Below are 257 nucleotides of genomic sequence, written 5' to 3' on the forward strand. Positions count from 1 at the left end.
AGAAAGTTTGGGGAAAATTGGCGCGGGCAATCCACAGGCAATCGCCGGGTTAGTCAATTTAATCGCCGAGTCTGAATTTGAATTGACCCGCAGGCTAGCGGCAGTAAGTTTGGGGAAAATTGACCCCGGCAATCCACAGGCAATCGCCGGGTTAGTCAATTTAATCGCCGAGTCTGAATTTGAATATACCCGCTGGCTAGCGGCAGAAAGTTTGGGGAAAATTGGCGCGGGCAATCCACAGGCAATCGCCGGGTTAG

Annotated in this window: 1 protein-coding gene; it reads left to right on the top strand. The window is 51.8% G+C overall.

Annotated elements, in window-relative coordinates; all coding sequences use genetic code 11:
* Nucleotides 1-257, top strand: a 257-nt coding sequence (locus LKK83_RS30660) for a HEAT repeat domain-containing protein (RefSeq protein WP_324635260.1), incomplete at both ends; no start/stop codon positions are given.

Origin of the sequence: Phormidium sp. CCY1219, assembly GCF_035615515.1 — a bacterium.
Classification (GTDB): Bacteria; Cyanobacteriota; Cyanobacteriia; order Cyanobacteriales; family Laspinemataceae; genus CCY1219.